Below are 18,537 nucleotides of genomic sequence, written 5' to 3' on the forward strand. Positions count from 1 at the left end.
GCCTCACAGGAAGATCTTCAGCGTGTCCATCTCGATGCCGGTCGCGTTGCTGAGCGCTTCGAGCGCCGAGGCCTTCTGCACCGCGGTCGCGCCCACGGTCTCGACGCCGACCACTTCGGTCTTGATGCCGATGGCCGCATTGGTGCAGGCCGTGGCTTCGCCCTTGACGATGTTGGCTTCGAGATTGATGCCCGAGAAGTTGAACTGGAACGCATAGCCGATCTGGTTCTGGCCGCCGATCTGGCCGAGCTGGAAGTCGACGATCTTGGTGCCGCCCGGCGCGATGACGTTGAAGCCGCCGGCCGCGATGAAGGTCATCGGCCCGCCCGAGGTCACGTTGATGGCGGCGCCCACCGTCTGCGTGATGCCCGCGCCGACGGTCTGCGTCACGCCGGCGCCGATGGTTTGCGTGATGCCCGCGCCCACCGTCTCGGTGCGCGAGGCGCCGATGTTGACGGTCTCGCTGGCGCCGACCGTGAGGCTGCGGTTGGCGCCGATGGTCACGCTCTCGCTGCCGCCCACGGTCTCGGTGCGGTCGGCGCCGATCGTGATCTTCTCGTTCGAGCCCACGGTCTCGGTGCGGTTGCTGCCGATGTCGATCTTCTCGTTGACGTCCACCGTCTCGGTGCGGTTGTTCTTGATGTGGCTGGTCTCGTCGTGGTCGATGGTCTTCTTGCGGTCATGGCCGACCCAGTGCGTCTCGTCGTTCTCGACCTCGATGTCCTGGTTCTTCTCGGCATGCAGAAAAACCTGCTCCGAGCCCTTCTTGTCGTCGAAGCGGAACTCGTTGCAGTTGGCGGCGCTGCCCTTGGGCGTGGAGCGCGTGCGAAAGCCGCTCTGCGTGTGCGAGTCGAAGGGCTTGGGCTGGTCGTCGTCGTACAGGCGGCCGATGATGATCGGACGGTCGGGGTCGCCGTTGAGGAAGTCGACGATCACCTCCTGGCCGATGCGCGGGATGAAGTAGCCGCCCCAGCCCTTGCCGGCCCAGGGCTGCGACACGCGCACCCAGCAGGTGGATTTCTCGTTGCTCTCGTCGTAGCGGTCCCAGTGGAAATGCACCTTCACGCGGCCGAAATCGTCGGCATGAATTTCGTCGCCCTTCGGGCCGACCACGATCGCGGTCTGCGGCCCCGGCATGGTGACGCGCGGCGTGAGGCGCGGCGGGCGGAACAGCATGTCGAGCGGCGTCACGGTGAGCAGGAAGGCGCTGGTGCCGGGCATGCCGGTTCGCAATGCGGGCGCGCTGTCGATCAGTTCGGCGAGCGCGCTGCGCGTGTCGGCGTTCACCGCATCGTCCGCGAGCGCTTCCTTCAGCACGGCACCGAGCGGCTTCGGCTCTTCCTTGAGGTCGAGGCTCTCGTAGCCGGGGTGCGTGGCGACGAAGGTGCAGGCCGCGATCAGGTAGTCGCCGTCGCGCGTGCCGTCGGGATCGCCCGCGAACTTGAAGGCCTTGCCTGCCGCCACGTCGGGCCAGGTGGTCAATGCCCAGTGGCGCTGGCGGCGCGCGACCAGTTCGTCGAGACGGAGCTTGGCGGTGTGGTCGGTGTCGTCGCCATCGAAGTAGCCGCCCGGGAATTCGAAGGCTTCGAGGTCGGCGAGTTCGTGCGTGTCCGGGTCGCCCTTGTCGGCGCTGAGCTTCTTGCGGATGGCCTTGAAGTCGCTGTCGCGGGAGGCGAACTTGCCGGTGTCGAACTGGTGCGTGCTGACGAAGCGGGTGATCTCGTTGTAGCGGCCCTCGGTCACGCCGCTCTCGACGTGGTGCAGGGTGTCGGCGACGGGCAGCTTGTCGTGCGCAACGTCGCTGGTGTCCGACAGGTGCATGGTGCCGGGCGCGTCGTGGGCATCGAACCAGTAGTAGATGCCCTCGTCCTCCATCAGCCGCGAGAGAAAGCCGTAGTCGCTCTCGCCATGCTGCACGCAGTAGCGCCGCGGCTTGTGGGTGCCGATGACCTTGTCGGTGCGGGTCTTCTTGAAGCGCTTGATCGGGCTGTCCTCGAACACCGCGTCGAGCACGTCGAGCACCTTCTTCTCCTGCAGGATGCGCGAGTTGGTGCGCCGCGCGAGCAGGCCGAACCAGGATTGCAGCGAGATCTCGTAGCGGAAATAGCGGCCGACTTCGCCGACGTGCGTGAAGCGCACCGCGTGCCCCTGGCAATGGCGCTCGTGCTTGGCGCCGTCGGCATCGAGGAATTCGATCACCACGTCGAAGGCATGGCCGAGGATGTCCTTGTGCGCGAGCTTCTCGTTCTTCGAGAGCACCGTGAGCACGTAGAACGACGGCCGCGACAGGGTCTCGTGGCCGATCACGCGCCAGAACATCAGGTCTGGGGCGGCTGGGGAGTCGCTCTGGATCTTGAATTCGTATTCGGCCATTTATCAGGTCCTCTCCCTTGGATGGTCCACCCCGCACCGTCCACAAGGCTCCGGGTTGATGCAAGAACTACTGCGCTCCTCAGACCGCACCCACGCCGCGCCGATCGAATCGTTGTGCAGCACCGAGGCCCGCGAAGACCACGGGTCGTCAAACCGGCCGAGGAATACAAGCCTTCGAGCCACCACAGAGCCCGGCAGGCGGTGCGGGCTGTGCCGACGCAGTGAAGCCGGCACGGCCCGCACCGCCTGCCGGGCGGCCCATCGGTGGGGCAACCACACCCCGCGCAGCAAATCAGCGCGAGACAAGCGACGTGAGACCTCAATCGAAGGCATACGTGAACTCACTCTCCTTGACGTCAAGCGCCACGCGCCGGATCTCCCCACCCGCAGCCAGCCGCTGCAGGTACTCGACCGAGATGGTCGGCAGCACGGTGTTGGTCAGGATGGCGTCGATCACGCGCCCGCCCGACTCCGGATCCTGGCAACGCGCGACGACCTGCTCGACCACCGCCTCGCTGTACTCGAAGGGCACGCCGTGGTTGGTCTCGACCCGCTTCTTGATGCGGCCCAGCTGCAGCCGGACGATCTTCTTCATCATGTCGGGCGACAGCGGGTAGTACGGGATGGTGACGATGCGGCCCAGCAGCGCCGGCGGAAACACCTTCATCAGCGGCGCCTTCAGCGCATCGGCCAGCGCGTTCGGCTCGGGCAGCAGCTCGGGGTCGCGGCACATGCTCATCACGAGCTCGCTGCCGGCGTTGGTGGTGAGCAGGATGATCGTGTTCTTGAAGTCGATCATGCGGCCCTCGCCGTCTTCCATCCAGCCCTTGTCGAAGACCTGGAAGAAGATCTCGTGCACGTCCGGATGCGCCTTCTCGACCTCGTCGAGCAACACCACCGAATAGGGCCGGCGCCGCACGGCCTCGGTCAGGATGCCGCCCTCGCCGTAGCCCACATAGCCGGGCGGCGCGCCCTTGAGCGTGGAGACGGTGTGCGCCTCCTGGAACTCGCTCATGTTGATGGTGATGATGTTCTGCTCGCCGCCGTAGAGCGCCTCGGCCAGCGCGAGCGCGGTCTCGGTCTTGCCGACGCCCGAGGTGCCGCACAGCATGAAGACGCCGATCGGCTTGCTCGGGTTGTCCAGCCGCGCGCGCGAGGTCTGGATGCGGCGCGCGATCATCTCCAGCCCGTGCTTCTGGCCGATCACGCGCTGGTTCAGCGTGTCGGCGAGCTTGAGCACGGCCTCGACCTCGTTCTTGACCATGCGGCCGACCGGGATGCCGGTCCAGTCGGCGACCACCGAGGCCACGGCCTGCGCATCGACGGAGGGCAGGATCAGCGGTGACTCGCCTTGCACGGTGCTGATCTTTTGCTGCAGTTCATGCAGCTCGGCCAGCAGCGCGGCGCGGTCGGGTGGCGCTGCGGCGCCCTCGGCCGGCGCATCCACCGGCTGATTGCCCTTGCGCAATTGCGCACGCAGTTCGAGCAGCCGATCGACCAGGCCCTTCTCTTCCTTCCACCGCGCATCGAGCACTTCGAGCTGCGCCTTCGATTCGGCCAGCAGCGCCTGCACCTGCGCGGCGCGCTTCGTGACGTCGATGCCGATCGTCTCCTCGCGCCCGATGATTTCCTCCTCGACCGTCAGCGCCTCGATGCGCCGCATGCAGTCTTCCACTTCCGGCGGCGTCGCATGCTGCGAGACCGCAACGCGCGCGCACGCGGTGTCGAGCAGGCTCACCGCCTTGTCGGGCAGCTGCCGCGCGGGAATGTAGCGGTGCGACAGCTTGACCGCGGCCTCGATCGCCTCGTCCATCAGCTGCACGCGGTGGTGCTTCTCGAGCACGCTGGCCACGCCGCGCAGCATCAGGATCGCCTTGGTCTCGTCGGGCTCGGGCACCTGCACGACCTGGAAGCGCCGCGTCAGCGCCGGATCCTTTTCGATGTATTTCTTGTACTCGGCCCAGGTGGTGGCGCCGATGGTGCGCAGGTTGCCGCGCGCGAGCGCGGGCTTGAGCAGGTTGGCCGCATCGCCGGTGCCGGCCGCGCCGCCGGCGCCGACCAGGGTGTGGATCTCGTCGATGAACAGGATGATCGGCGTCGGCGACGACTGCACCTCGTCGATCACCTGCCGCAGCCGCTGCTCGAACTCGCCCTTCATGCTGGCGCCGGCCTGCAGCAAGCCGATGTCGAGCGTGAGCAGCTTCACGTCCTTCAATTGCGGCGGCACATCGCCGCGCGCCAGGCGCTGCGCAAAGCCTTCCACCACCGCGGTCTTGCCGACGCCGGCCTCGCCCGTGAGCAGCGGGTTGTTCTGGCGTCGCCGCATCAGGATGTCGACGATCTGGCGGATCTCCTCGTCGCGACCGGTGACCGGGTCCATCTCGCCCTTCTTCGCCTTCTCGGTGAGGTCGACCGCGAACTTCTTCAACGCATCGCCCTTGCCCATCGCAGCCGGTGCCATCGCGCCCGTGTCCTCGCCGGGCGCGCCGCTGCCCATGCCGGTGCCGTCCTGCGCGCGCATCTTCGATTCGGGCGAGGCGTCGCAGATCTTGGCGAAGTTGTCGGCCAGGTCCTCGACCTTGACCTTCTCGAACTGCTTCGAGAGGCCGAAGAGCGGATTGCGCAGGCTCGGCGTCTTGAGCATGCCGACCAGCAGGTAGCCGGTGCGCACCTGGGCCTCGCCGAACTGCAGCGTGGCATAGGTCCAGCCGCGCTCGATCGCGTTCTCGATGTGCGGCGAGAAGTCGCTGATCGCGGTGGCGCCGCGCGGCAGGCGGTCGAGTGCGGCCGTCATGTCCTTGGCAACGACCGAGATGTCGAGCTGGTAGTGCTGGATCACGCGGTGCAGGTCGGAGTCCTGCGCCTGCAGCAGTTGCGCGACCCAGTGTTCGAGCTCGACGTACGGATTGCCGCGCATCTTGCAGAACACGGTCGCGCCCTCGATGGCCTTGTAGGCCAGCGCATTGAGTTTGCCGAACAGGGCGGTGCGGCTGATTTCACTCATGGGAAGTCTCCGTGTGATGTCAAGACGAACGAGCGTCCGTGGATGAAAGTGCGACAGCGCGCACAAGGCGCGCATCGCCGTCGATGCGGACGTCGGCTGCGTCGCCGGCCCGTGGCCGTTCGCCGAGCCACGAGATCCAGCCGAGCCGCGGTGCGTTGCCGCCGCGCTGGCGGCCGAGGCGCGTGGGCGGCACCTCGGCCTTCTCCAGCATCAGCTCGGCATCCCAGTAGAGTTCGTCGCCCAGCAGCTGCTGCATCCAGCGTTGCAGCGCGGGGCGTGCGGCGCCGATCGGCAGGAACTCGCGATAGCGTTCGAGCGAGAGCGGCCCGAGGTGCAGCCGCACGCGGTGCTGGCGGTCCCAGGCGCGCCGGCCCAGCATCGCGCCCAGGCCCATCGTGCGCGAGGCCTCGCCGCGGCCGAGGCGCGTGAGCTCTTCGGCGGGCAGCGGCATCCAGTGGCCGACCCAGGGCTCGAGCCGCACCGGCACGCCGAAGTAGCTGCACAGCACGGCTTCGACACCCTCGGCGTTGTGCACGCGGCGCGCGAGCCAGCCCGAGAAATGCAGGCGCGCATCGTCATGGATCTCGTCGCGCTGCTGGCGCGCTTCGGTGCCGATGCCGACCAGCGCGCCGACATGGCGCCGAAAGCCGTCCTCGCCCGGCCGGTCGAGTCCGACCGCGGGCCGCGATTGCGCCCACGCGCGATAGAGGTAGAGCGCGAAGCGGTGCGAGAAGGTGTCGAGAAAGGCAAGCCAGGTCGGGTCGCCGTGATTGAGGGTGCGTTCGCGGATGAAGTCGCTCAGGTGCACCGGCAGCGGCCCGTTCGGCCCGAGGTAGCCGAAGAACTGCTGGCGCAGGCGCGGCGGCGAATCGGCGGTCGCGGGCTCGAAGCGGCTGAAGCTCGCGGGCGCGAAGGACAGCGAAGGCTCCTGCCCGACGCGCACCGGCTCCGCGCTCGGCAGCAGCGCATGGCCCCAGCGCGGCGACGCGGCCGCGAGCGATTCGAGCCGGCGCATGACGGCGAAGTAGTCATACGCCCACGGATCGGCCGACCACGCGAGCAGCCGTTCGCCGACGCTCTCGGCGGGCCGCGCGGTCGATGGCGGCGCTACAGGATCTGGCGTGTCCCGCACAGCGGCCTCCATCGCATGGTCTCGCCGCGGCCGGAGATCGTGAGCACGGTCTCGACGAAGTGATTCACCTCGACATGCCGCGCGAGGTAGCGCGCCAGCACCGCGCCGAACAGGAAGGCGCTGTGCCCATGGAAGGCGCCGCGGTCCACTTCGAGCGTGACCTCCAGCCCGCGCCCGAACGCGATCGGCCCGGCCAGCGGCAGCCGGCGCGCGACCGGCTTCGCGCGCACCGACAGCAGCCCGCGCACCTGGCCCTGGCGCACCTCGTCGGCATGCACGGCGTAGAGCATCAGCATCTCGCGCAGCGCGGCCGCACCTTGTTGCGGCGTGCTGTCGGCGAGAGAAAGATAGTTGAGCGCGAGATGGTCGATCACGCGCCAGCCCAGTCCCTGGCTCACCACCGGCGACACCGGCCGCGACGGACCGCGCACCATGCGCACGCGCTGCACCGGAAACGCATCGATGCAATCGAAGTCGTTCTCGCGCCCGAGCGGCATCAGCAAGGGCAGGTCGCGGTTGGTGACCTGCGCCGTGACGGCCAGCTGCCGCATCGCACTCGCATAGGGTGCCTGCTGCGGATCGACGATCTGCATGTAGAGCTCGGAGCCGATGTGGCTGCTGCGATGGCCTTCGGTGCGCTGGCGCACCGACAGCATGCGCGGCTCGCGCGTGGTGGTGAAATAGGCCGGGTGGCTGTGGCGGCTGCCGTGGAAGGCGGCATAGAAAGGCAGGAAGACCTGCTCGGACGCGGCCTCGGCACCGGGGCTGCCGTGGCCCACCACCTCGGTCACGGTGTGCACTTCGAAGTCCTGCGGCCGCGTGCGGTCGGCCAGCAGATGGAACTGGCTCACGCCCTCGGTCACCGCCACGCGGTCGAGCCGCTTGCTGAAGAGGTTGACCGCGGGCACGCAGTTCAGCTGGATGTTGTCGGCGCTCACCAGCTTCTCGAGCGCCGCGTCGCCGCGCGAGAAGAGCACGACGATCTCGATGTCGCTCGTCGCCATCGTCGCGAGCACGCGCGCAAGGCCGGTGATGCGCGCGAACTGGAAGCGCTGCGGAAACGCGAAGTACTCCTGCACCAGCCGATGGCCCGAGAAGCCGGTGGCCGTCGCCGGCAGCAGCGCCTCGTCGTCGTCGAAGCCGACCGGCTCGACCACGCTGCCCGGCAGGCTGCGCACCGCGCTGCCGGCCGCGCCGCTGGCCGTGCCGTTGGCACCCAGCGGCTGCACCAGCACGCCCAGCGGCTTGCCGAGCATGCATTCGTGCAGCTGCCAGGCCACGTCCTCGGCGCCGCCGAAATGGATCAGCAGTTCATCGAGCGGGATCTGGTCGAAGCGCAGCGCCGCCGTGGCACGCAGCGCGACGCGCAGGCCGCCGCGGATCTCGCGCGACTGCGGATGCTGGTTGAGCGGCAGGTCGGGCGCATAGGTGAAGTACTGCGCGCGCTGCACCTCGATCGGCCAGACGCGCAGCGCACGCGCGGTGCGGAATTCGCAGTGCGTGTTCTGCCCCACCGCCTGCCGCGCGCGCAGCCCGCTGCCGCGCGGCAGCACCGGGCCGCTCGCAAGGCTCGCGTCGTCGGGGTCGGTCGCCATCGACACCACGATCATCGACGGCGTCGGCGCCATGAAGTGCGGATAGACGATGTCCAGCAGATGGCCGGTGAAGCGCGGGTACTCGGCATCGAGCTTGAGGCCGACGCGCGCCGACAGGAAGGCCGTGGCCTCGATCAGCCGTTCGACATAGGGATCGGCGACTTCCTGGCCCTCGATGCCGAGGCGGTTGGCGATCTTCGGAAACGCGCGCGCGAACTCCGACGCGCTCTCGCGAAAGTAACGCAGCTCCTGTTCGTACAGGGTCAACAGGCGCGGGTCCATCGAACGCCCCTATCGCTGTGGCAAGGCCATGTCCTGGATCTCGATGCGGCCCTCTTCGAGGTCGATCCGGCTGCGCATCAGGAATTCGAGCGGCACGGGCTGCGCCCAGAGCATGCCGCGGATCTGCAGGCCGATGCGGTTGTGGGAATCAAGTGCCGAGCCTTCCATGACGAGTTCAACTTCGAGTGTGCGAGGCAGGATGCGGGGCTCGAACTGCAGGATCGCGTTCTTCAAAGCCTGTTCCATGCTGACACGCTGAACGGAGGACGTGAACTGGCCGGACAGCATAGGCAATCCGTAGTTGAGCACCGAGCGCGCCGCGTTCGGATAGCGCTTGTCGTCGAAGGCCAGGCCGTAGCCCGTCGCGTTGAAGAGCCAGGACAGATCGCGCAGCACGGCCTGGCGCAGCGCCTGCCGCGTCAGCGTGCGCTTGTCGTCGCTCTCGCGCTTCTCGCCCGGCGCGTTGTCGACCAGGCGATCGAGCAGCGAGGGCTGCAGGCGCTCCTGCGCGGTGAGCTCAGCCATCGCGGCCTTCCGCGGGCGATGCGGCAGCGGCATCGAAGAGGATCTCGCGCACATCCAGCAGCGCATGCTCGCCGGCATCGCTGCTCCACATGCGCTGGCCGAGGCCGGCCCAGACCTCGGGGCGCAGCTCGCGCCACTCGGTCTTGCGCGCAAGCTGCAGCGCGCCGTCGCCGCTCTTCTCGGTGCCTTCGTAGCGCGCCGGGACCAGCGCCAGCGTCTCGCCGCCGTTTTCGAACTGCAGGTGCGCGGGCAGCCACACGGCGTCGCGCAAATCTTCGGGCGGATCGAACTTGAGGTGCGCCAGGCGCGCGAACGGCACCCAGTAGTAGCGCCCGTTCACGAAGGCTTCGAGCACCGGGCCGAGGCGCATGTCGGCATCGGCCAGCCATTCGAAGGGCTGGCCGTCGAGCGTGCCCGCGCTGCCCGGCGCGGCATCGAAGGCGCGCTGGCGCAGGTCCTCGGCCATCGCGACCTCGCCGCGGCCCTGGCGCAGCAGCGATTCGATCAGGAGCGCCAGCCACTCGTCGGGCTGGCCGAACACCATCGGCGTGCGCGTGCCGGCGAACACATCGGCGCGCAATCCTTCGCAGCGGATCGCCTCGCCATAGACCTGCTTCATCGGCACCGCGAGCGCATCGAGCTCGGCCGCGACATTGAGCTGGTTGAGCGCGCGCTCCCATTGCCCGAGCACGCACAGGAGCTGCGCCATGAAGACGCGCAGCTTGCTGTCGCCGGGCTTGGCGCGCACCTCGTCGCTGAGGGCCCTGAGCGCACCCGTGGGATCGGCGGCTTGAAGGAGTTCGGCGGAAAGTGTCATGACGGCCTCTCTTGGTGGTTCACCCGAAGACACAACTGCGGACTGCACCGCGTTGGCCCGTAACTTTTTGAGGTGCCGATCGAATCTCGATCTTCCGGTACGCGAAGCACACGATCTCGCACGCCCGCTTCGGCTTGCCGCCGGTGAGGATCGCGTGCGAATCGACGCGCGCACCCTCGAGCACGAATTCGAGCGTCGGCTGCATGTCCTTGGCGGTGTCGCCTCCGGCCTTGAAGACCGACAGCTGCACCTTGATGTCGCTGTCCTGGTTCTTCATCAGGCTCGCGATCGAGGCCGTGGCCGCGTCGCAGTCGCGGATCACGATCAGCGACTTGTTGCGCACCTTGCCCTTGCTGGCGCCGGGCGGCGTGACGACCTCGGCGAGGTAGGTGTAGCCGGCGATGTCCATGCGCTGCTTGCCGTCCTCGTAGGCGCGCTCGGACTCGCCCTCGACCACCGCGCCCTTGTTCTCGATCAGCATCACGAAGTCGTTGCCGGATTCACCCGACATGTGGTCCAGGAGGCGCAGCGCCTCGTCGGGGTCCAGGGTTCCATCGAGGGTCCAGCTCATGTGCGTCTCCTGAAGAAAAAATCATTTCGAAAGCGGTGCGTCGGCCGGCCATCCGGGCATCGCGGCATAGACCTGGTGCTGCCGCTCGGGCCGCGGCAGGCCGCGCACGCGCAGGTCGGGCATCGCGTCGGTGGGGCCGACGCCGAACAGGCGCGGTGCGCTCCACGGCGCGGCGGGCGCGGCCAGCACCAAAAGGCGGCTGCCGCCGGCGCCGAGCCAGGGCAGCTCGAAGCGTTTGGCAGCGGGCGCGTCCGGCGCGCCGCGCTCGAAGCGGTTGGTCTCGCCGTCGTCGCGCGGGAACACCGGATGCAGGCCGCCCTCGGCATCGATGCCGACGATCACCAGGTCGAGCGAACGGCCGCTGGTGTTGCGCACATTGAGCGCCATGCGCTCGCCGGCCGCGGGCGCGGCGATGGGCTCGGCCGACTGCGCCGCGCCGCTGCGCGCGAGGCGCGGGCCGTTCCAGACTTCGAGCACGGCTTCGAAGCCATCGAGCTGGCCGCCCTGCGCGAGCGCATTCAGCCGCAGCAGCCACTTGAGCTGCGCCAGCGCTTCGAGCCGCCGGCGCAGCCCGGGCAGGTCGGCGATCGGCGCGCCGCCGCGCGCCTGCGGGCCGAGCAGCGCGGCCAGTTCGGGCGAGACGACGTCGAGGCGATGGCCGCCGCCGGCAAGTTCGGTCCAGCGCACGTCGGGCTCGCCTTCGCGCACGCGGCGGATCGCGCTCGGGTAGCGCAGCGCCAATCCCTCGGGCAGGCCGCGCGCGGCGGCGACGCGCAGCATCACGGAGGCCGGCTCGTCCTGCGGCGTCAGGCTCCAGTCGACGCTGCCCGGCAGCGCCGCGAGCTCGGCCGGCACATCGAGCTGCGTGCGCCCGGCCTCGACCTGGGCCAGCCGCGCGTCGGCGCTGCGCACGATGCCGTCGTCGCGGGTCGCGAGCACGCGCACCGCCTGGCCGGCTTCGAGCCCGTCGAGCTGGCCGGCATCGATCGCCAGGCGATCGCCCGCGCGCTGCGCCGGCCACACGGGCCGCGTCGACAGCGGCGCCAGGCTGTTGGCGAACAGCGCGAGATCGAGATTGCCTTCGGCCACCGGCGAGGGCAACTCGCGCGTCGGGAAGCGCGCCGCGAGTTCCTCGATCACCGGCGGGTAGAGCGCGAGCACGTCGTTGAAGAGCTCGCGCCAGGTGGCCGGCTGGCGCTGCAGCGCCTCGGCGACGGCCCAGGTCAGGAGGCCCTGCGGGCGCGCCGTGCGGTCCTTGCGCGGCAGCTTCAGTTCGGGCGTGACCTGGTGGCTCTCGGAGGCGAAGAAGGCGACATAGCGGGCACGCGGCATGCCGGTCTCGCCGCTCGGCGCGGCCGGTGCGGGCGCTGCGGCCGCGCCGCGCGCCAGCTGGTCGACGCGGATGCCGCGAAAGCGCACCTCGTCGTCCGGCGGCCCTTCGGCCACCGGCAGCGCATCGCGCAGGCCGCGCGTCATCGAGGTCGCCGAGCAGGTGTCGAACACCGACCAGACGAACACGTCGCGCGCCAGCAGGGCACCGATCCAGGCATCGAAATCGACATCGCGCACGCCGCCCGACAGCACGGCATCGGTGCCGATCGTGCCGCGCACATCGCGCGCCAGGAAGTTCTCGGCCAGGCCGTCGGGCTCCTGGTAGGTCTTGACGACGTTGCGCAGCCGCGTGCCGTGGCCCGAGAAATACAGCAGCACGAAATCGCCGCGGCGCGACTGGGCCACGAGCCGCGCCAGCGCGTCGTGGATGCGCTGCGCGTCGGGCAGCTGCGCGCCGTCGACGCCGTCCGCCAGCACCGTGATGTCGGCCGCCGCGAAGCCGCGCCGCAGCAGCGCCTGGCGCATCAGCAGCACGTCGTTGCGCGGCGCCTGCAGCCACAGTGCGGGCGGCTGGTTCACCAGCTCGGACACACCGACCAGCAGCGCGCGCTGGACCGCGCCCGCGCTCGCCGCCGCGCCCGCCATGAGCAGCAACAACACGAGGCGCAGGGCGCGCGACATGGCCATGCGCCGCTCAGGGCGCCCCCACCGATTCGACCAGCGGCGAGGCCGCCAGCAGCGCCTGGCCTTGCGCGACGTCCACCAGGTGCACGCGCCAACGGCCCTGCGCATCCGGACCGCCGACCACGACGGCGCCCGTCGCGGCCAGCAGTGCGTTGGCCTCGTCGAGGCCGATGCCCTTCTTCCATTGCACGACGAGGTCTGCCGACAGCGGCTCGGCGGGATCGGTCGGCACCGAGCGGAACTGCACATCGTCGGCATCGCCCGCATCCGGCACGCGCAGCAGCGCGGCGTTCTGCACCACGACCACCAGCGCGAGGACCGCGAGCGCCGGCCGCACCAGCGCATCGGCGGCGAACCAGCGCCGCGTGCGCGTCCACCAGCCTTCGTGGTGCAGCGGCACGACGGCCTGGCTGCGCGGCGCCGGATCGGCGGGTGCCGGCACGGCCAGCCGGGCAGCGGCTTCTCGGTACAGGTCCTGGTAGTCGGTGCGCGGATCGGCCTCGCCCAGCGGCGTGCCCGACAGCACGGAAAAGGCGCCGCCCGCGTTGCGCAGCGCGATGCGGCCGGGCTCGGGCGCGATGGCCGGCGCCTGCTGCGCCGCCCATTCGTCGTGCACCGCGCGAACGGCCGCGAGCCGGGTGGCCGAGAGCTCGCCCAGCACGCGTGCGCGCGGCGGCGGCGCCTCCTCGAGGGTGAGCAGGTTCCAGGCCTGGACCATGCCGAACATCGGTTCGAAGGGTTCGTCGCCGGGTTCGAGCAGCACGTCGAAGGCACCCGCCCAATCGGCTTCGCCGGCGGCCATCCAGCCGCGCCAGAGAGCGCCCTGCACGCGGCGGTCCAGCAGCACGCCGAACAAGCGGCCTTCGTGCGTCACGCCGACCAGCCGGCCCGGCGCCCAGTGCGCCGCGAAGGCGCGCCGCGCCACGGCCTCGCGGCGGCGCGCCAGCTCGGTCAGCGGCAGCAGCAACAGCGACTCGAGGTTCGGTCGCGGCGCGGCGGCAGCGCGCGACGGCCGCCATGCCACGCAGGTGTCGCCATGGCCTGGCGCGCCGTCGTCCGAGGCATCGCGCGCGAACATGCCGCGAATGAGGTTCAGCGGTGGCCAGAGCTCGGGGGTCATGCAGTGTCCTGAAGGAGTGAGGGCTTCAGGCACAAGACGCTTCAGCGCCGAGGATTTTGAAAACCTGCAGGATCGCGCCCATGTTGTCGGCATCGATCGCGATGCCCAGCGTCTGCGTGATCCACCGGCCGAGCGTGGTGCGCGCATAGTCGGCCGGCAGGCCTTCGCGCTTGTGCACGAGGCCGAGCCGGCCGGCGCGGTAGTGGTAGGACGCGATCAGATGGCGCGAGGCGATGCCCGCCAGGCCGCCCTCGGCTTCGCGGCCGAAGCCCTCGCACAGCAGGATGCGCTCGGGCTCGGGCAGGGTGGCGATGAAGGCGCGCGCGGCCGCATGCACCGCGCCCGCGCTGAGGCCGTGTTCCGCGAGCTCGTCGTCCGCGCTGTCCGCGGCGCCGACCTGCGCCTCGAACTGGCTTTCGCTGATCTGGTCGCCGATCGAGAGCTTGCGGCGAAAGGCGCTGGCGCGCGTGCAGTCGATCAGGTAGCGGCGGAAGTACGCGCACAGCGCGAAGGCATTCGTCGGCGCGCTGTGCCCGCTGGCCTCGCGCCGCGCCGCATCGTCGGCCTCGTCGGGATCGGCATCGAGGCGCAGCACCTTGACGTAGATGAACTGCGCCACCAGCTCCTGCCGCCCTTCGCCGAGCGCCTGCAGCTCGGGTGGGTTGCAGGTTCTGAGCGCGCCGCCGACGATGCGGTACATCGATCCCATCTCCTCGGAGGACAAGCGCTGGCGATGCCGCCAGAGGCGGACGAGCTCGACGCTTTGTTCGGGGGAGAAGACTTCCTGCATGGGGATCAATGGGCCTACGCGCGCGGGGCTCTTGTTCCCTCTCCCAGAGGGAGAGGGAGCAAGACAGACGGGCAATCAATCGTCGACACAGGAACCCTCTTCAGGGACGAGGCACTGCGGCAAGTCCGCCCCCACCGCCCCACCCCGCGTGCGGATCGTCGAGCTCGCCGCGGCCGCCACCGCCAGCCCGCGCGGCAGCAGGATCCACAGCTGTCCGCGTTCCTTCATGCGCCGCGCCTGCGTCGCGGCCTGCTGGCCGTTGCCGAAGAAATAGTCGGCGCGCACCGCGCCGCGGATCGCGCCGCCCGTGTCCTGCGCGATCGTCAGCCGCTGCATCGGCGCGCCGCTGCCCGGCGTACGCGTCGAGACGAACACCGGATAACCCAGCGGCGTGCTGCGCGGATCGACCGCGATCGAGCGTCCCGCCGACAGCGGCACCCCGAACGCGCCGACCGGCCCGCCGGCCGCCGTGTCCGCCGACTCCTTGAAGAACACATAGCTCGGATCCTTGATGCCCGAGCCGATCACCGGCCCGGTCACGCGGCGCCCCGGCACCATCACCGCGCCGCTGGCCACCGGAACCGCCAGCGTGAAGCCGCGCGTGCGGATCACGCTGCTGTCGTTGACCTCGTCGTCGCCGTCGTCGAGCTCCAGCTCGATCGCGCCGCCGCGCGTCTTCACCGGCGAGCGCGCCTTGCCCGACGAGGACTGCGCCAGCGTCGGCCGGAAGGGCTGTCCGTTCTGCTCCGCATAGGCGACGCGGATGATCTCGCCGTTGGCGAGGCGGATGCGGCCCGAGCCCTGGATCTGCATCTCGTACAGCGCGGTCGCGCTGCTCACGAAGGCCAGCACCTTGGCGTTCGGCGCGCCCTTGGTCTCGATCTCCTCGCGCGTGTAGTAGGGCAGCAGCCGCCGGCCGTCGGCGCGCAAACGCACCTTGCGGTCGAGCGTGTCGCGCGTGATGGTCGAGAGATCGAGCGCATAGAGGCCCGGCGCGCCCATGTCGCGCGTGCTCAGCCCGCTCTGGATGACCACGTTGCGCCCCACGATGCGCGCGGCCACGGTGCCGCTGCCCGGCGGCAGCTTGCGCGCGTCGGCGAACACCATGTCCTCGGGCTGGCCGTACACCGGATAGATGAAGGGCGCGGCGTACTGGCGGCTGCCCGCGATCTCGGGCTCGAAGTAGCCGGTGACCACGCCGTCGGGCCGGCGGTCGTCGTCACGGATCTGGTAGGCCGAGAACTCGCGCTCGAAGAAGTTGCGGATCGCGGGGTTGTTCCTGCCGTCCACCTGCGCGGCGCGCGCGCAGACTTCCTTCCATTCGGTGCCGCGACCGGTCAGCACCTTGCAGCTGCCGAGGAAGGCCGGCCAGCTTTCGGAGAAATCGTCGCCGCGCCAGCCGGGCACGGTGTCGAAGGGCACCGAGGTGTAGGTCGCGAGCTGGGTCGAGAAGGTGCGCGCCTGCCCGGCCACGCTGGCGCCCAGCGTGCTCGGCCGTTGCGACGGCGTCTCGGGCTCGGGCGCCGCGATGACCACGGGCCGCTGCGGTGCCGGCGCGGGCGCGGGCGCCGCGGTCGTCGATGCCGTGTTCGACGCCGGCATCACGCCGCAGCCGGCGAGCGAGGCCGCAAGGGCCGCGGCGGCCCAGCGCCGTGCAGGCGAAGGGAGGATCGGCGACAGTGGCTTCATGAAGGTCTCCTGGTCGGAAGGGAAGAAAGGCCCGTGGGGCCGCTGCCCTGCAGACGATTACTTCTCGGTGATTTGGAAAGTCCCGACGCCATAGACGTCGTTGCAGGGCGCGCCCGGAGCGCACACCGGTTTGCCGAGCAAGGGCGGCGGACCGCTGCCGCGCGAGGCTTCGAGCGCGGCCAGCACGGGCAGCGGGAACTGCGGGAACACGCCGTCGTTCTGCACGCCGGCGGCGCTGAAGTCGCGCTCGTGCTCGCTCACCAGCACCGCGAAACGATCGATGCCCTTCGGCCCGCCCGCATCCATCGGCCACGAGGCGCGCGGCAGCGACAGCGTGGCACCGGCGCCGATCTTGTTGTACTTATCAAGCAAATTCGGGAACAGCAGGAACATCTCGTTGGCACTGGACAGCAGGAAGACGTAGACGAAGCCCTCGCGCTGGCTGCGCACCTCGAACGAGAGCTTGTCCTTGCCGACCAGCACCTCGGGCTTGCGCGTGCTGGCGCTGACGACGAAGCCGGGCGCGGCGCCTTCGGCCAGCGACTGCAGCGACTCGGCCGGCGTGCGCGGCGTCGGTGGCGGCGCCGGTGGTGGCGGCGGCACGGGCGCAGGCGCGGGTGCCTGAGCGACCTCGACCGGCGCCGGCGGCGCGGCCGCCACCGCCGGCTGCGTGTCGGCGGACCGGCCCTGCAGGAACCACCATCCGCCCGCGGCGGCCAGCACCGCGACCAGGCCCGCGGCCGCGACGACGGCGCCCTTGCGCGAGGGCGCCGCGGCCGGCGGCGACGCAGCGCCCGCACCCGAAGCCACCGGCGCCGCGGGTGCCGGCGGCGGCACGCGGTACGCGGCCGGCACGGCCGGCGGCCGGATCACCGTCGCGCCGCCATCGAGGCCGAGCGCCTCGCGCAGTTCGGCCATCGACTGCGGCCGCGATTCGGGCCGCACGCCGAGGCCGGCATCGATGGCGGCCAGCAGCCCGGCGCCGTAACGCTGGCGCAGCAATTCGTTGCCGGCCAGCGGCACGTAGCTGTCGGACAGGAGGCGCGCGACCGAGGGCGGCGGCGCGCGGCCGCAGACCGCGACGTGCATCACCGCGGCCAGCGCATAGACGTCGGTCCACGCGCCCTGCGACATATCGGGCATCTCGGCGTACTGCTCGATCGGCGCATAGCCGGGCTTGAGGATGACGGTGATGGCCTGCGTCTTGTCGGTGATCACGCGGCGCGCGGCGCCGAAGTCCAGCACCACCGGCCGGCCCGAGCCTTCGAGCAGGATGATGTTGTCGGGCGCGATGTCGCGGTGGTAGCAGTGCGCGGCGTGCATCACCGACAGCGCCTGCGTCACGCCGTCCATGATGCGCAGCAGCCAGCCCTCGTCGACGCCGCCCGGCATGCCGGCGAGCGCCTGGCGCAGCGTGTCGCCGCGGTAGAAGGGCATCACCATGTAGGTGGTGCCGCGCTCCTGCCAGAAGCGGTAGACCTTCAGCAGCGAGGGATGGTCGAACTGGGCCAGCAGCCGCGCCTCGTTGATGAAGCTGCGCATGCCGAGCTCGAAGGTTTCGCGATGGCGTTCCGACAGCGGCATCACGGTGCCGTCGAGCTGCCGCGTCGACAGCGAGGTCGGCAGGTATTCCTTGATCGCGACCACGCGCTCCAGGGTCGGGTCCCAGGCCTCGTAGACGACGCCGAAGCCGCCCTGCCCGACGATGCGCGTGACCTCGAACTCGGCCAGCCGGCTGCCGACCGGCAACAGGCCGGCCTCGGCATGGGACGGCGTCTCGTTGCGCGAGGCCGCGGCGACGGTCGGGATGTCGCGCGCCGCGGCGGGCGAGCCCGAGCCCGCGGTGATGATGGTCGCGCCGTCGTCCGCGGCCGGTGCGGGCGCAGGCCGGCCGGTGATGACCTGCGTCGGATCGAAGTCGTCGCCCGGCGGCGCGGTGGAGGCAGGTGGCTCGTTGTTCACTTCGCCTCCGTGCCCTGCGCCGGCGCGCCGGCCGCGAAGCCGAACAGCGCATCGAACTGCTCGTCCTGCGGCAGGCCGTGCGTGGCCATGCCCGGGCCGGCCTCGCCGGCCGGATCGATGAACCAGAGCGACTGGCCGAACTCCGGCAAGGCCATCGCGGACGCGCTGTCGCCGCCGCCGGCGACGGCCTCGCCGGAAAAGAGCTGCAGCAGCCGGGCCTCGAAGCGCACCGCATCGAGGTCCTGTTCGAGGCCGTCGAAGGCGGCCTGTGCGGCCAGTGCCCACCATTGCTGCGCGCGCGCCAGCACCTGGCCGTGCAGCTCGGTGGGCGCCCACACGAGCTCGTCGGCGACGGTCAACGGAAAGTAGCGCCCGACCGCATCGACCGAAGGCATCAGCACGCCGAGCCAGGACTGGTTGCCGATCACGCCGTCGCCGAGCACGAAGAACCACAGCGGCGCTTTCAGGTAGCGCTCGGTCCAGTCCGCATGGCGCGCGCGCAGGCGGGCCATGCCGGCCTGCAGCCAGCGGTCCCAGGCGGCGCGGAAGACTTCGGGCAGCCGCCGGTACGCGAAGTCGCCGATGCCCGGCAGCTTGCCGAACCAGCCCGGCATGCCGTCCGCCTCCAGGACGCTCGACGGATTGCTCACTTGCGCCCCCA

The 18,537-nt window shown here is 70.3% G+C and carries 13 protein-coding genes; all 13 read right to left on the reverse strand.

What is annotated here, in order from left to right; genetic code table 11:
* Positions 1–3 precede the first annotated feature (3 nt).
* The 13 genes from E5P2_RS25055 to tagF all read right to left on the reverse strand — a co-directional run bounded on the left by E5P2_RS25055 (position 4) and on the right by tagF (position 18,526).
* A complete protein-coding gene (locus tag E5P2_RS25055) occupies positions 4–2,373 on the reverse strand; it encodes a type VI secretion system Vgr family protein (protein WP_162569800.1) in 2,370 nt (789 codons plus the stop codon).
* 319 nt (positions 2,374–2,692) lie between these two features.
* The gene (gene tssH, locus E5P2_RS25060) at positions 2,693–5,377 is read right to left on the reverse strand and encodes a type VI secretion system ATPase TssH (protein ID WP_162569801.1); all 2,685 of its coding nucleotides are present in this window, start codon (positions 5,375–5,377) and stop codon (positions 2,693–2,695) included.
* Positions 5,378–5,396: 19 nt separating this feature from the next.
* Positions 5,397–6,509 carry a type VI secretion system baseplate subunit TssG gene (gene tssG, locus E5P2_RS25065; RefSeq protein ID WP_232080841.1) on the reverse strand — a complete coding sequence of 371 codons (1,113 nt, stop codon included), beginning with the start codon at positions 6,507–6,509 and terminating at the stop codon, positions 5,397–5,399.
* Complete coding sequence (gene tssF, locus E5P2_RS25070) at positions 6,485–8,371, reverse strand: type VI secretion system baseplate subunit TssF (protein WP_232080842.1); 1,887 nt, start codon at positions 8,369–8,371, stop codon at positions 6,485–6,487. The genes tssG and tssF overlap by 25 nt, the downstream gene beginning before the upstream one ends.
* A gap of 24 nt (positions 8,372–8,395) precedes the next feature.
* Positions 8,396–8,911: a type VI secretion system baseplate subunit TssE gene (tssE, locus tag E5P2_RS25075; protein ID WP_162569804.1), complete on the reverse strand. Its 516-nt coding sequence runs from the start codon at positions 8,909–8,911 to the stop codon at positions 8,396–8,398.
* Positions 8,904–9,728: a type VI secretion system accessory protein TagJ gene (locus tag E5P2_RS25080; protein ID WP_162569805.1), complete on the reverse strand. Its 825-nt coding sequence runs from the start codon at positions 9,726–9,728 to the stop codon at positions 8,904–8,906. Before E5P2_RS25080 ends, tssE begins: the two co-directional genes overlap by 8 nt.
* Positions 9,729–9,747: 19 nt before the next feature.
* Positions 9,748–10,299, reverse strand: coding sequence for a type VI secretion system tube protein Hcp (locus E5P2_RS25085; protein WP_162569806.1), 552 nt, complete (start codon positions 10,297–10,299; stop codon positions 9,748–9,750).
* A 21-nt stretch (positions 10,300–10,320) separates the two neighbouring features.
* Positions 10,321–12,318: a caspase family protein gene (locus E5P2_RS25090; protein ID WP_232080843.1), complete on the reverse strand. Its 1,998-nt coding sequence runs from the start codon at positions 12,316–12,318 to the stop codon at positions 10,321–10,323.
* A gap of 7 nt (positions 12,319–12,325) precedes the next feature.
* Positions 12,326–13,435, reverse strand: coding sequence for a hypothetical protein (locus tag E5P2_RS25095; protein WP_162569808.1), 1,110 nt, complete (start codon positions 13,433–13,435; stop codon positions 12,326–12,328).
* Between the two features lie 25 nt (positions 13,436–13,460).
* Positions 13,461–14,225: a hypothetical protein gene (locus E5P2_RS25100; protein WP_162569809.1), complete on the reverse strand. Its 765-nt coding sequence runs from the start codon at positions 14,223–14,225 to the stop codon at positions 13,461–13,463.
* Positions 14,226–14,300: 75 nt separating this feature from the next.
* Entirely contained in the window at positions 14,301–15,914 is a 1,614-nt protein-coding gene (gene mltA, locus E5P2_RS25105; protein ID WP_162569810.1) for a murein transglycosylase A, read from the reverse strand.
* Between the two features lie 57 nt (positions 15,915–15,971).
* Positions 15,972–17,876: a serine/threonine-protein kinase gene (locus tag E5P2_RS25110; protein ID WP_162569811.1), complete on the reverse strand. Its 1,905-nt coding sequence runs from the start codon at positions 17,874–17,876 to the stop codon at positions 15,972–15,974.
* Positions 17,873–18,526 (reverse strand): type VI secretion system-associated protein TagF, encoded by a 654-nt coding sequence (gene tagF, locus E5P2_RS25115; RefSeq protein WP_232080844.1) that lies wholly within the window; start codon positions 18,524–18,526, stop codon positions 17,873–17,875. Before tagF ends, E5P2_RS25110 begins: the two co-directional genes overlap by 4 nt.
* Between the last annotated feature and the right edge of the window lie 11 nt (positions 18,527–18,537).

Source organism: Variovorax sp. SRS16 (assembly GCF_901827165.1).
Lineage (GTDB): Bacteria > Pseudomonadota > Gammaproteobacteria > Burkholderiales > Burkholderiaceae_C > Variovorax.